This is a genomic window from Curtobacterium sp. MCBD17_034 (assembly GCF_003234515.1).
Taxonomy (GTDB): domain Bacteria; phylum Actinomycetota; class Actinomycetes; order Actinomycetales; family Microbacteriaceae; genus Curtobacterium.
This window is the reverse complement of the sequence record NZ_QKTN01000002.1, coordinates 447,681-460,357: the sequence shown is the minus strand read 5'-3', so window position 1 is coordinate 460,357 and position 12,677 is coordinate 447,681. Positions and strand designations below refer to the sequence as shown.

The 12,677-nt window shown below is 74.3% G+C and carries 10 protein-coding genes; 4 read left to right on the top strand and 6 right to left on the bottom strand.

Going from position 1 to position 12,677, the window contains the following annotated elements; all coding sequences use genetic code 11:
* Nucleotides 1–110: 110 nt before the first annotated feature.
* Genes DEI92_RS05870 through DEI92_RS05860 form a run of 3 tightly spaced genes read left to right on the top strand, consistent with a single transcriptional unit; the run spans nt 111 to nt 3,208 of the window.
* The gene (locus DEI92_RS05870) at nt 111–1,274 is read left to right on the top strand and encodes an SIS domain-containing protein (RefSeq protein ID WP_111012698.1); all 1,164 of its coding nucleotides are present in this window, start codon (nt 111–113) and stop codon (nt 1,272–1,274) included.
* Nucleotide 1,275: 1 nt separating this feature from the next.
* On the top strand, nt 1,276–2,253 hold the full coding sequence (locus DEI92_RS05865) for an N-acetylglucosamine kinase (protein WP_111012697.1): 978 nt from the start codon (nt 1,276–1,278) through the stop codon (nt 2,251–2,253).
* A 52-nt stretch (nt 2,254–2,305) separates the two neighbouring features.
* A complete protein-coding gene (locus tag DEI92_RS05860; RefSeq protein ID WP_181434674.1) occupies nt 2,306–3,208 on the top strand; it encodes an ROK family protein in 903 nt (300 codons plus the stop codon).
* 145 nt (nt 3,209–3,353) lie between these two features.
* Here the strand turns inward: DEI92_RS05860 and DEI92_RS16485 are convergent, their stop codons facing one another.
* The 6 genes from DEI92_RS16485 to DEI92_RS05835 all read right to left on the bottom strand — a co-directional run bounded on the left by DEI92_RS16485 (nt 3,354) and on the right by DEI92_RS05835 (nt 9,963).
* The gene (locus DEI92_RS16485; protein ID WP_181434673.1) at nt 3,354–3,494 is read right to left on the bottom strand and encodes a hypothetical protein; all 141 of its coding nucleotides are present in this window, start codon (nt 3,492–3,494) and stop codon (nt 3,354–3,356) included.
* Between the two features lie 150 nt (nt 3,495–3,644).
* Entirely contained in the window at nt 3,645–3,899 is a 255-nt protein-coding gene (locus DEI92_RS05855; protein ID WP_111012695.1) for a hypothetical protein, read from the bottom strand.
* 19 nt (nt 3,900–3,918) lie between these two features.
* Nucleotides 3,919–4,887 (bottom strand): NAD(P)-dependent oxidoreductase, encoded by a 969-nt coding sequence (locus DEI92_RS05850; RefSeq protein WP_111012694.1) that lies wholly within the window; start codon nt 4,885–4,887, stop codon nt 3,919–3,921.
* Nucleotides 4,884–7,859, bottom strand: a complete 2,976-nt coding sequence (locus tag DEI92_RS05845) for an alpha/beta fold hydrolase (protein WP_258370085.1) — start codon at nt 7,857–7,859, stop codon at nt 4,884–4,886. Before DEI92_RS05845 ends, DEI92_RS05850 begins: the two co-directional genes overlap by 4 nt.
* Nucleotides 7,856–8,845 carry a 3-oxoacyl-ACP synthase III gene (locus tag DEI92_RS05840; protein WP_258370104.1) on the bottom strand — a complete coding sequence of 330 codons (990 nt, stop codon included), beginning with the start codon at nt 8,843–8,845 and terminating at the stop codon, nt 7,856–7,858. Before DEI92_RS05840 ends, DEI92_RS05845 begins: the two co-directional genes overlap by 4 nt.
* A 149-nt stretch (nt 8,846–8,994) precedes the next feature.
* Complete coding sequence (locus DEI92_RS05835; RefSeq protein WP_111012693.1) at nt 8,995–9,963, bottom strand: TIGR03557 family F420-dependent LLM class oxidoreductase; 969 nt, start codon at nt 9,961–9,963, stop codon at nt 8,995–8,997.
* Nucleotides 9,964–10,139: 176 nt separating this feature from the next.
* Here DEI92_RS05835 and DEI92_RS05830 point away from each other — a divergent pair, with 176 nt between their 5' ends.
* The gene (locus tag DEI92_RS05830; protein ID WP_111012692.1) at nt 10,140–12,677 is read left to right on the top strand and encodes a carboxylate--amine ligase/circularly permuted type 2 ATP-grasp protein; all 2,538 of its coding nucleotides are present in this window, start codon (nt 10,140–10,142) and stop codon (nt 12,675–12,677) included.

The window sequence follows — 12,677 nt, the reverse complement described above, 5'->3', positions numbered from 1 at the left end:
TGCACCATCGTCGACGCGACCGGACGCCGACGCATCACCGACCGAACCACCACCATCGTCCGCCCACCCGCACGGGTGCGGCGGAGCACCATCGACGTCTGGAGACCGACATGACCGACACCCAACCGCACGCCACCGAGCACGCGGTCACGGCGGGCGCCGAAGCCACGTTCCGCGAGATCCGCCAGCAACCCGCGGTCTGGCGCGACGCAGCCGCGACCCTGACCGACCGGCGTGACGAGGTCGACGCGTTCCTCGGCTCCCTGCTCGCGCTGCCCGACCTCCGCATCGTGTTCACCGGTGCGGGCACCTCCGCGTTCGCCGGTGGTGTCGTCGCCCCGACGATCGCTCGCGCCACCGGCCGCCGCGTCGAGAGCATCGCGACCACCGACCTCGTGTCGAACCCGCACCACTACCTCGCCGAGGACGTCCCCACGCTCCTCGTGTCGTTCGCGCGGTCCGGGAACAGCCCCGAGAGCGTCGCCGCCACGCAGCTCGCCGACCAGGTACTCGCCCACACCCACCACCTCGTCATCACCTGCAACGCCGACGGCGACCTCGCCCGGCAGCACGAGCAGCGCGACGACTCCCTCGTGCTCCACATGCCGGCCGCCTCGAACGACGCCGGGTTCGCGATGACGTCGAGCTTCACGTCGATGATGCTCAGCGCGCTGCTCGTGTTCCTCGGTGACGCCCCCGATCGCGTCACGTTGCTCGCGGACGCGGCGCAGACCGTGATCGACGACCGGTGGCCCGGCATCGCCGCGCTCGCCGAAGCGGGCGTCCGCCGCCTCGTCTACCTGGGCAGCGGGCCGCTCGCCGCCCTCGCGCAGGAGTCCGCGCTCAAGGTCCTCGAGCTCACCGCGGGGCGGGTCGTGAGCTACCACGATTCTTCGCTCGGCTTCCGGCACGGACCGAAGGCGGTCCTCGACGACGAGACGTTGGCGATCGTGTTCCCGTCGACCGACCCCTACACGCGCGGCTACGACCTCGACATCGTGCGGGAACTCCGCTCGGCGCTCGGGGCCGAGCGGGTCCTCACCGTCGGCGCGCTGCCCGGCGAGGACGTCGACGGCATCGCGCTGCCGGGCCTCGAGACGATCGACGACGGGTTCCTCGCGCTCGTCGACATCGTCGCGGCGCAGATCCTCGCGTTGTCGTTCGCGCTCCAGGTCGGCACGACGCCGGACAACCCGTTCCCCGGCGGCGGTGTGAACCGCGTCGTGCAGGGCGTGCGCATCCACCCGCTCGCTCCCGTCGCGGACGAGCGCTGACGTGGCCCACTGGCTCGGGGTCGACGGCGGCGGGACCAAGACCGCGTTCGTGCTGCTCGGCGACGACGGCGCGGAGCAGGGCGTCGTCGAGGGATCGAGCAGCTACCACCTCGAACACGGCATGGACCGCGTCGAGCAGGTGCTCGTCGAGGGCGTCGCCGCCGTCACCGCCCAGGCCGGCATCACGCCCGCCGACGTCGACCACGCGTTCTTCGCGCTCCCCGGACACGGTGAGTCGAGCCACGACACCCCGCTGCTCGACCGGCTCCCCGCGGTCGCGCTCGGACACGACCGCTACCGGTGCGGCAACGACACCGTCGCCGGGTGGGCGGGGTCGCTCGGCGGTGAGGACGGCGTGAACATCGTCGCCGGCACGGGCAGCATCACGTACGGCGAGCGGCGTGGGCACGGGGTCCGCGTGGGCGGATGGGGCGAACTGTTCAGCGACGAGGGCTCGGCGTACTGGATCGGTCTGGAGGCCCTCACCGCGTTCAGCAGGATGAGTGACGGTCGGGCGCCGCGCACCCTCCTGCACGAGCGGATCCGCACGGTCGCCGAGGTCGAGGACGACCTCGACCTCGTCGACGTCGTGTTCCGTCAGTGGGGCCGAAGCCGCGGTCGCATCGCCGCACTCGCACCGACGGTCACGCGTGCGGCGGAGGACGGGGACGCGACCGCCACCGCGATCCTCGACCGAGCGGCGACCGAACTCGTCGAGCTCGTCGAGGCGACGGCGCGGCAGCTCGGCTTCGCCGCGGGGGAGTCCGTGCCCGTCTCGTGGTCGGGCGGGGTGTTCCGTGCGGAGGCCGTCCGGTCACGGTTCGCGGCCCTCCTCGACGCGAGCGTGACGGCGTACGACCTCCGTACGCCCCGGTTCTCGTCCCACGTCGGGGCAGCGCTCTACGCGGCCAAGACCGCCGGCCATCCGCTCGACCCCGCCGCGCTGGCGCGACTGGCCCCCGCGGGCATGCCATCCTGAGAGGCGTTCGAACGCAGCACGGCGCCCATCGCCGACGAAGGAGTCAAGACACGTGATCGCAGGCATCGAGACGGGCGGGACGAAGGTCATCTGCGGGGTGGTCTCCGAGGACGACCCCCAGCGGCTGCTCAGCACGACCCGGATCCCCACGACCACGCCCGACGAGACCACCACCGCGATCAACGCCTTCCTCGACGAGGCCGAGGCGTCGTCGTCCGAGCCGGTCACCGCGCTCGGGGTGGCGTCGTTCGGCCCCGTCAACGTCGACCCCGCCGAGGACCGCTGGGGCTGGGTCACCGGGACGCCCAAGCCGGGATGGGCGGACCAGGACCTGCTCGGACGGATCCCCCTGGCCTCCCGGGTCCCGACCGTGATCATGGCCGACGTGGGCAGCGCGGCCCTCGGCGAAGCGACCTGGGGCGCGGGGCGCGACGTCGACCGCGTCGGGTACGCGACGTTCGGGACCGGCGTGGGCGTCGGCCTCGCGCTCGGCGGCCGACTGCTGCACGGCAACGGCTACCCCGAGATGGGGCACGTCATCGTCCGCAAGCACCCGCAGGACGACTTCGTCGGCAGCTGCCCGTTCCACGGCGACTGCCTCGAGGGGCTCGCGTCCGGGCCGGCCGTGCTCGGCCGATGGGGACACGACGCCTCCTCGTTCACCGACCCCGAGGAGCAGGCCCTCGCCTACGAGATGCTCGGCTCCTACATCGCGCAGCTCGCCCTCACGGCGGCGATCACCGCCGGCGTGCAGCGCTTCGTCGTCGGCGGCGGGGTGCTCAAGTCCCCGGGGCTGTTCGATGCCGTGCGGGCGCAGCTGCCGATCCTGTCCGGTGGACCCGGCGCGGGGCACGCCGCGTCGCTCGACGCACCGGACTTCCTGGCACAGCCGGCGCTCGGGGACCACTCGGGCGTGCTCGGGGCCGTCGCGGCGGCGCTGACGCTCGAGCGCTGACCCGATCCCGGGCGACTGCGCGCCTGGACGACGACTGCGCGCCTGGACGACGACTGCGCGCCTGGACGACGACTGCGCCGTCGCGACGACAGCGCAGTCGTCGTCGGCGCGCGCCCTTCCGGAAGCCCCGCGCCCGCCCGACGCGCTACGGCCGGTAGTCGCCCCGTCGTCGGTACAGTGCCGCGGCGGACTCGTCGGCGAACGGCTTCACGCCGTGCATCCCGCCGACCGTCTTCGCGGCGGTGCTGAGCAGCCACGCTGCCGTTCGTGCTGCGATGGTGATCATCCGCATGCTGACTGCCCCCTCGTGGTGATCGCGAGGCTAGCCCCTCCCGCGTGCTCCCGTCACGGTCCATCGCGGGCGTTGAGCCGCAGTACGGACGACGAGCCGCGCCGATGCGCGGCGGGATGTCCGGAACCCGGTTCGGTCGCGGCGTCAGCGCCGCCGGAGCGCCCGCACCGCTGCGACGACGAGGCAGACCACCGCCGCGAGGACGAGCAGGAGCGCCAGGGTCGCCAGCGCGTTGTCGACCTGGACCGCATCGACGAGGGGCGGGCGGCTGGTGTACCGGACGGCACCGCCCTCGCGCGACGCATGGACGCGCAGGACGAGGACCGCGGTGCCCGCGAGGACCAGGAGCACCGCCGCCGCCGCGAGGAGACGGACCAGCGGGCGTCGACGTCGGGACACCCGACGAGTCAACCAGAGGTCAACGCCTGGGCACGGCCGCGAGCCGCCGGAACCCCTCGTCGAGCGACACCGCGGGCGTCCACCCGAGGTCGGCCCGGGTCCGCCGCTGGTCGAACCAGTGCGAGGTCGACAGCTGCTCGGCCAGGAACCGCGTCATCGGCGGCTCGTCGCGCCCGGGGCGGACGCGCCACAGCGCCTCGACGGCGGACCCCGCGACCCGGGCGAGTCCCGCCGGCACGTGCAGCGTCGGCGCCGGCACGCCCGACGCGCGACAGATCCCCGCCAGGAGTTCCGCCACCGGGCGTGGCTCGCCGTTCGTGACGACGTACGCGTTGCCGTGGACGTCCTCGGCCCGGTCGAGTGCGGCCACCATGGCGCTCGCCGCGTTGTCGACGTACGTCGTGTCGATCAGGGCCGCCCCGGCGTCGAGCAGCGGCAGCCGCCCCGTCCGGGCGCGCTCGACGATCCGGCCGACGAGCTGGGTGTCGCCCGGACCCCACACCAGGTGCGGGCGCACCGCGACGACGGCGAACCCGGGAGCGTCGGCCGCCAGCGCAGCGAGCTCGGCCTGCGCCTTCGTGCGGGCGTAGTCCCCACGTGCGCGGAACGGATCGGCGGGCGCGGCGTCGTCCCCGACGATCGAGGCGCCGGCGTGCGCCACCGAGGGCGAGGACACGAACACGAACCGGGACGCCCCCGCCGAGCGGGCCGCGGCGAGCAACGTCCGCGTCCCCTCGACGTTGACGCGCGCGAAGTCCGCGGGGTCGCCCGCGAGCGACACCTTCGCCGCGAGGTGCACGACCGCGTCGGTGTCGGCGACGGCCGCCTCGGCGTCGGCGGCCGACGTCAGGGAGCCGAGCCGGTCCTCCAGGCCGAGGACGCCGGACGGGCGCCGCTGGAAGGTGTGCACCGTGTGACCGGCGTCGCGGACCGCGGCGGCCACGGCGCGGCCGAGGAACCCGCTCGCGCCCGTCACGAGGACCCTCACGGTCGCACCATCCGGCCCCCCGCGAGCACGCCGGCGGCCCAGCGCGCCACGCGCGTGCGGTCGATCTTCGAGTTGTGTCGGATGTCGGTCGGGAGGCCCGGCACGACCAGCACCGCCGCCAGCGGCACGTCGACGGTCGCCCGGACCCGCTCCGCGAGCGCGGGGTCGGCCAGGTGCGGCCGTCGCGCCGCCGGGGTGGTCTCGACGACGGCCACGACCTGCTGCGTCCCGGCGGGGCCGACGCCGACGACGGCCGCGCGGTCGACCTCCGGCACGGACTCGATGCGCTGCTCCGGTCCGACGGGGGTGACGACGCCCGACGCGGTGGCGACGACGTGGGGGAGCCGCCCCTCGACCCAGAGGCGTCCGTCGGCGTCGAGGTGTCCGACGTCGCCGGTGCGGTGCCAGCGACGGTCCGTGCTCACCTGCCGTCGCGCCGCGAGGTCGGTCAGCCACAGCCGGTCGTAGTGGTCCTTGCCGTGCGGCGCAGCGAGGACGATCTCGCCGGTGACCTCCGGTGTCGTGCCGAGGGGACCCGTCGCCGCGCCGAGGTCGTCGAGGGATGCGATGCGCACGGCGACACCGGCGGCCGGCCTCCCGACGCACACGCCCCCACCGGCCCCGGCCCCGGTCCCCCTTCCGCGAGATCGCAGTCCTTGCCGTTCTGACCCCTGCGACACCGGCGACAACTGCGATCTCGCCGGGGTGTGGGCGGGGCCCACCGCGGCGGCTCGGATGCCCGCGAGGTCGATGTCCGTCATGAGCAGCCCCTCGGTCATGCCGTACGGCGTGTGGGCGCTCGCGGCGGGCATGAGTCGAGCGGCCTCGGCGAGGAGCGGTTCGGGCACGGGCGCGCCCGCGGACAGGAACAGGCGGACGCGTCCGAGCGCGGCGTGGTCCTCGGCGGTCAGCGCACCGGCCGTGGCGACGACGTTCGCCAGCGCGGCGGGCGACAGGAACACGACGACGCCCTCGCCGCTGGGCTCGGTCCGGCCGGTCCCTTCGGTCGCCCCGGTTCCTTCCGCCGAGATCGCAGTCGTTGCCGCTCCCGACCCGGTCTGAGCGGCAACGACTGCGATCTCGCGGAGGGGCGGGGCGGCGGCGGCGGCCGCAGCGGCGACCGCGCGCGCCGTCAGGGTGCGGGGCGCCGTGACGTCCATGTCGGGCGTCACCGACCGGGCGCCGAGCGCGGGTCCGAGCAGGGCGAACGGCGCGAACCCCGCCACGAGCCCGGTGCCGACGCCGACACCGTACTGCGTCGCGAGGGCGTCCCGGACGGCGGCGAGCTGCGCGTGCGTGTAGACGACGCCCTTCGCGGGTCCGGTCGATCCCGAGGTGAACAGCACCGCGGCCGTGTCCGTCGGTGCGGGTGCCGCCGGCAGTGCGACCCCGGCACGGAGCCGGGCCGCGCCCCGCGAAGCGAGCCCCGCCAGCGTGTGCTCGACCCCGAGGGCGACACGGGCCGCCGGGGGGACCGACGGCGTCGCGATGCGCCGACCCGGCCAGCCGAGCGCCCGGGCGGCCGTCAGCCCGGGGAGCGCGCCGACGAGCCAGTCCGGTCGGGCGCCGCGCACGGCCCGCGTGAGCCCGCGGACCCCGAGGCCGGCGTCGGCGACGACGACGACCGCCCCGATGCGGACACAGGCGTAGAGCACGGCGGTCAGGTCGGCGCCCGGCGTCACGAGGAGCGAGACGCGGTCGCCGCGCTGCACCCCGGCGTCGGCCAGACCGGCGGCGATCTCGCGGACGCGACGGCTCAGGAGCCGCCAGCTGACGGAGCGCGGGTGACGGCCGCCGCCGGGCGCCATCTCGACGAGGGCGACGTCGTCGGCGTCGGCGAGTTCGTCGAGGGCCGCCCACACCGGGCGGCTCACGTCGGCATCGGCCCGGAGGCCCGCACCGGCGTCGGTGTCGGTGTCGGCATCGGCATCGGCCGGGAGGCCCGCACCGACCTCGGTGGGCACGTGTCCCTCGGGCAGACGGTCGCCGAGCCACGCGAGGACGGCCCCGGCGACGTCGACGTCCTCCGGCAGCAGGTGTCCGGCGCCCTCGAAGCGGTGCACGTCGGCGCGCGGCATCCGCGTCGCCAGGTCGTCGAGGTAGCGCTCGAGGAACACCGGGTCGCGCGGGCCCCACAGCACGAGGGCGGGGACGCCGAGCGCGCGGACGCCCTCGGCGATCCGGTCGAGTTCGACGGCGCTCGGGTGGCGGTCATCGACGGGGATGTCCGCCACGAACCCGCCGATGCCGCCCCGTCGGTCGGCTCCGCGGTACGGCGAACGGTAGGCGTCGCGCACGGGAGCGGGGAGCGGCGGGTGGGCGATCGCGAGCGTCGTCTCGAGGAACCCGGGTGTCAGGACCGTCGCGCGCCCGAGCACGGACGGCCGCAGGGCGAGCCGGAGCGGCGCGGGGATCGGGGCGTCGGCGGGCTGGTGCACGGCGGTGTTGCACACGACGACGCCGGTGAGCAGATCGGGGTGGTCCACGGCCCAGCCGAGGGACACGACGCCGCCCCAGTCGTGCCCGAGGGTGACGACGGGACCGGTGAGGCCGAGTTCGTCGGTGAGGGCGCCGAGGTCCGCGACGCGCTGCGCGAGTCCGCGGGGCACACCGCTGCGCTCCGAGTACCCCATGTCGAGCTGGTCGACGGCGACCACGCGCCAGGCCGGACCGCCGGCCCGGGCGGTCTCGGTCGCGGCGGTGAGGACGCTGCGCCAGAGGTACGACCAGGTCGGGTTCCCGTGGACGCAGAGGACGGTGCCGACGGGCTCGACCCCGAGCTCGGCGAGCTGTCCCGCGTTGTCGAGCACGTGCCAGGTGCGCGTGGCGGGTGACGGGCCTCCCGGCGCGTGCTCGGGCCCGACCGCGGGGGTCGCGACGAGGCGCGACCAGGCGGGGTCGAGTCCGGGGAGGTGCGGGGGGAGCGCGGCGGGCGCGGTCGCCGCGGCGGCGCGCGGCAGGCCGGACCTCACCAGTCGATCTCCATCATGGCGGTGTTGAGGCCGGAGCCGACGCCGCCGAGCAGGACGCGGTCGCCGCGCCGCACGTTGCCGGCCTGGACCTCTTCGGCCAGGGTGATCGGGATCGACGCCGGACCGACGTTGCCGTACCGCGAGTAGGTCACGGGGACGCGGTCGCGGTCGATGTCGATCGCCTCGACGATCGCCTTCATGTGGATGTCCGACACCTGGTGGAAGATGTAGCGGTCCATGCCGCCCCAACTCCAGTCGCGCTTGGCCTCGTTCCAGGCGGACACGACGAGCTCGACGCCGCCGCGGAGCAGGGCCTTGGCGTCGGTGAACATGCCGTCCACGCTGCCGACGCAGAGGTCGTACCACTGGGTCGCGGCTCGGGTGACGCCGCCGTGGATGCGGTGCCCCTCCGGGTGGACGTCCATCGGGCCGAGCACGGCGGCCGCGGCACCGGACCCGAGGGTGAGGCTCGCGAACTCGCTCATGAAGTCCTTGCGGTTCCGACCGCCCTCGCTCAGTCGCGCGATCGTGTTGAGCTGGACCTGGTCGGCGTCCTCGCCGTCGATGACGACCGCGTACTGGATCTGACCGGAGTCGATCATGCCCGCGGCGACGCTCATCGCGTTGACGAACCCGAGGCACGCGTTCGCGATGTCGAAGTTGATCGCGGACGTCGGCAGCCCGAGCCCGTGGTGCAGGCGGACCGCGACGCTCGGCTCGAGGTGCGGGCGGGTCACCGACGTGTTGATGAGCAGCCCGACCTGGTCCGGGCGGACCCCGGCCTCGGCGAGCGCCCGGCGGGCGGCGTCGATCGCGGCCTCGTCGAAGCTCTGCTCGGGGCCCCAGTTCCGACGCTCCTTGACGCCCGCGACCCGCTCGAGCAGGCCCTTCGGGAGGCGGAGGCGTCGGAGCACGGGGTGGAGGCGCTCCTCGATGTCCGCGGACGTCGTGACGCGATCGGCGATCGTGGTGGCGACGGCGAGCAGGCCGACGTTCTCGTGACGGGTGGTGGCGTTGCCGGGGGCGGGGAGGTCGGCCCGGCGCGTCTCTGGGGTGGCTGCGGGGCGGTCTGTGACGGTTGACACCTCATCAATGATGCACCCCTCCCGCTGGGCGGTGTGCGCGTCGACGGTCGTCACAGCGCGCGGAGCTTCTCCAGGAGGGGACCGGCGGCCTCGTCGAGGAACCGGTCCTGACCCTCGTCGCCGACCTGGACGATCGCGATGTCGGTGAAAGCGGCGTCGAGGAACGGCCGCACGCTCTCGGCGAGTCGGTCGAGGTCGGGGCCGCACGCGATCGACTCCGCGACGTCCTCGGGACGCACGAACTGGCTGGCGCTGTCGAACGACGCGGGGGTGGGCAGGTCCGCGTTGACGTGCCAGCCGCCGGCGAACCAGCGGAACAGGTCGTGTGCCCGCGCGACCGCGGCGTCCTCGTCGGGGTCCCAGCAGATCGGGATCTGGCCGATCTTGCGTGACGGGGCGCCCTGGTGGTGCTCGTCCCACCCCTGCACGAGCTCGGGCACGGGATCGGTGGTGATCATGTGGTCGCCGAGGGGCGCGAACCGCTCGATGCCCTTCGCGCCGGACACCGCGACGCCGATCGGGACCCCGCCGTCCGGGACGTCCCAGAGCTTCGCCTGGTCGACGCGGAAGTGCGTGCCCTCCCACGTCACGACGTCACCGGACTCGAGCGCGCGGATGATGTGGATGGCCTCCTCGAGCATGTCCTGTCGTTCGCCGACCGCGGGCCAGCGTTCCCCGACGATGTGCTCGTTGAGGTTCTCGCCGGCACCGAGCCCGAGCGTGAACCGGCCCTCGGACAGGATCTGGAGCGTCGCGGCCTTCTGGGCGACCACGGCCGGGTGGTACCGGATCGTCGGGCAGGTCACGTAGGTCATGAGCTCGACCGTGCTCGTCACCTGCGCCACGGCGCCGAGCACGGTCCAGGCGTAGGGGGCGTGCCCCATGCTCTCGAGCCAGGGGAAGGCGTGGTCGCTCGACACCTCGAAGTCGTACCCGACGTCCTCGGCCTTCTGCGCGTACCGGACGAGCTCGCGGGGGCCGCTCTGCTCGGTCATCAGGGTGTAGCCGAAGTTCGTCATCAGGGTGCTCCTCGTCAAGGGTGTCCGGCTTCCTCGTCTACGCCTCGACGGCCGCGAGCGCGCATCCTGCCGCCGCGGATCGGGTGCCGCGGGTGCTCCGCGGGACCGGGATCGGGGAAACACCGCCGACACGGCCCGGACACCCCACCGACACGCCGCCCGCGTAGCGTGCAGGGATGAGTGCAGAGCTGACGCTGGGCGCCGAGGAAGAGCTCCACCTCATCGACCTGCGGACAGGGCGGTTGTCCGCCAAGGCCCCCCAGCTCCTCCCGGGCCTGCCGCCCGACCGGTACGGTGCCGAGCTGCAGCGGACGACGATCGAGACGAACGTGCCGGTGGTGCGGGACCTCGCGGACCTCCGGACCGAGATCGTCCGGCTCCGGACGGACCTGACGGCGGCGATCGCCCCGCACGGGCTCGCGATCGGGAGCGTCGGGACGGCACCGCGCTCGGAGTTCGCCGACTTCGAGCTGACGTCGACCGGCCGGTACGGGCGCATGCAGGAGCAGTACCGGATGCTCGTCGACGAGCAGCTCATCTGCGGGCTGCAGATCCACGTCGGCGTGAGCGACCGCGACCTGGCGGTGCAGATCGCCCAGCGGGTCGCCCCCGCGCTGCCGGTGCTGCTCGCCCTGAGCGCGAGCAGCCCGTACTGGAACGGCCAGGACACCGGGTACGCGAGCATCCGCAGCATCATCTGGCAGCGCTGGCCCACCGCGGGGTCGTTCGGCCGGATGACGAGTGCGGCCGAGTACGACCGGATGCTGCAGGACCTCATCACGAGCGGGGTGATCGCCGACTCCAAGATGGCGTACTTCGACGTCCGGCCGTCCTCGCACGCCCCGACGCTCGAGCTGCGGGTGTGCGACGCGACGCCGATCGTCGACGATGCCGTGCTCATCGCGGGCCTGTTCCGCGCCGCGGTCCGCCACGCCGAGCAGGACATCGAGCGCGGTGACGAGTGGCACCCCCGCCGGGAACCCCTGCACCGGGCGGCGATGTGGCAGGCGGCTCGTGGCGGCCTGTCGGGCGAGCTCGTCGGGCTCGGCGAACACCCCGAGCGGCTCCCGGCCCACGTGGCGGTGCGGCAGCTCGTCGACCGCCTCCGTCCGCAGCTCGAGGAGCTCGGGGACTGGGGCCTGGTCGGGACGCTCGTCGAGGAGACCCTGGCCCGCGGCAACTCGGCGGACCGGCAGCGCACGGCGTACGCCGAACGCGGGGAGCTCGACGACGTCGTCGACCTGGTGGTCCGCGAGTCCCGGAGCGATCCCGACGTCGGCGCCGACGAGCGCGCGGTCGCCATCCCCGGCTACCACGTGCGCGCGGGCGACGAGGCGGTCGGTCCGGGCGCCTTCCCGCGCCCGGTCTTCCGCGACCTCGCCGGGTACCTCCGTGGGTGGGACGACGACGAGGCGCTCGCCCGGTGCGCCGCCCGCGACGCGTGGACGGAGCGGGAGCAGCTCGGGTTCGTCGTCGGTGGTGCCCGGCAGCCGTTCCACTGCGACCTCGTCCCGCGCATCGTCAACCCGTACGAGTGGGGCCAGCTGCAGCGCGGGCTGACGCAACGGGCACGCGCGATCGAGGCGTTCCTCCAGGACGCGTACGGCGATCGGCGGATCGTCGCCGACGCTGTGCTCCGCGAGTCCGACGTCGTCGGCGCGGCCGGGTGGCGCGATGAGGCCACGCGGCTGCCGGCGGGCACGGTCCGGGCCGCGGTGCAGGGGTTCGACGTCGTCCGCAACGAGTTCGGCGGATGGCGGGTCCTCGAGGACAACGTCCGCTCACCGAGCGGTGTGGCGTACGCGCTCGCGGTGCGGCGGCTCATCGACGACGTCCTGCCGGACGCGCCTCGCCCGACGGGGCTCCGGGACGCACGGAGCGTCCTGCCGCTGCTGCGCGCGACCCTGGCCGCCCCGGCACGCGCACGCGGCGTCGCGGACCCGACGCTCGCGGTGCTGACGAGCGGGCCGTCGAGCGCGGCCTGGTACGAACACCACACGCTCGCGGACGAGGCCGGCATGCTGCTGCTCACCCCCGACGACGTCGCCGTCCGGGAGGACCGGGTCGTCGAGCGATCGACCGGTCGCGTCGTCGACGCCCTCCTGATCCGCATCGACGGCGAGGTGGTCGACATGACGAACGACGCCGACCCGGACCTCGGCGAGCACGTCCTCGCGGTCGCCGCCGCGGGGGACGTGTTCCTCGCGAACGGCCCGGGCAACGGTCTGGCCGACGACAAGTCGATGTACGTCTCGGTGCCCGACCTCATCTGGTACTACCTCGACGAGCGACCGCTGCTCGAGTCCGTGCCGACGTACCGGACGCGGGACGAGTCGGAGCGCCTCACCGTCCTCGAGCGCGTCGGCGAGCTCGTGACGAAGCCCGTCGACGGCGAGGGCGGCCGCGGTGTGCTCATCGGACCGAGCGCCAGCGCGGAGGAGGTCGCCGACCGGCGGACCGCCATCGCCGCCGCTCCCGAGGCGTGGGTGGCGCAGGAGGTCGTCCAGCTGTCCTCGCACCCGACGCTCACGCCCGCCGGGCTCGAACCCCGGCACGTCGACCTCCGCGCGTTCGTGTACCTCACGGGGACCGGAGCGGACGAGGCGCACCTCGCCGACGTCGCGCTGACCCGGGTGGCGCCCGAGGGCAGCATGGTCGTCAACTCGTCCCGGGGCGGCGGAGCGAAGGACACGTGGATCGTGGGAGGGGACTGA

Excerpts from the sequence above, each read along its gene's own strand:
- DEI92_RS05830 (WP_111012692.1), top strand. The coding sequence starts at position 10,140 with ATGAGTGCAGAGCTGACGCTGGGCGCCGAGGAAGAGCTCCACCTCATC.
- DEI92_RS05835 (WP_111012693.1), bottom strand. The coding sequence starts at position 9,963 with ATGACGAACTTCGGCTACACCCTGATGACCGAGCAGAGCGGCCCCCGC.
- DEI92_RS05870 (WP_111012698.1), top strand. The coding sequence starts at position 111 with ATGACCGACACCCAACCGCACGCCACCGAGCACGCGGTCACGGCGGGC.
- DEI92_RS16485 (WP_181434673.1), bottom strand. The coding sequence starts at position 3,494 with ATGATCACCATCGCAGCACGAACGGCAGCGTGGCTGCTCAGCACCGCC.